This window comes from Vibrio sp. 2033 (assembly GCF_033339735.1).
This window is the reverse complement of the sequence record NZ_JAWOVC010000825.1, coordinates 1-520: the sequence shown is the minus strand read 5'-3', so window position 1 is coordinate 520 and position 520 is coordinate 1. Positions and strand designations below refer to the sequence as shown.

At 48.3% G+C, this 520-nt stretch carries 1 pseudogene; it reads right to left on the bottom strand.

Going from position 1 to position 520, the window contains the following annotated elements:
• A pseudogene (locus tag R7P74_RS29310) lies at positions 1 to 520 on the bottom strand (hypothetical protein); the annotation flags it as partial.

Below are 520 nucleotides of genomic sequence, written 5' to 3'. Positions count from 1 at the left end.
ATCATCTGAACAGAATTAAGTGTTTCGGCTGACTGGGGTACGATTTCTCGCCAGATTCTATTTTTCTCAAGGACGTTTACGCTGACAAGACGACCGCGCTCGGCATCGTGGTCAGTCCTGAAATAAAAAACCGGTCCGTCATTTCCAACAAAGGAATAGCTGCTTGTGCGGTCAGGAACGAGCGGAATAATCGGGGAATCTTCGCGGTCGAGGCTTTTGAAGTAAACCATGTTCATACGTTCGGTACCTTTGGCAATGCTGATTATGAGCCATTTACCATCTTCCGTAACGTTACCTCCGATAAAGAGTTCGCCATCGTCCGGCCTTTCATAAATCAGTTTATCCTCGGATTGAGGGGTACCGAGTTTATGAAAATAAAGTTTTTGGAATTTGCTGGCGCCTTTTAACTCTTCTCCGGCTGCCGCATCCGGAAACCGACTATAGAAAAACCCGGAATTATCGGGTAGCCAGGAAACACCGCCCTGGCGATTAGGGCGCAGGGTATCAGGCAGGTGTTCGC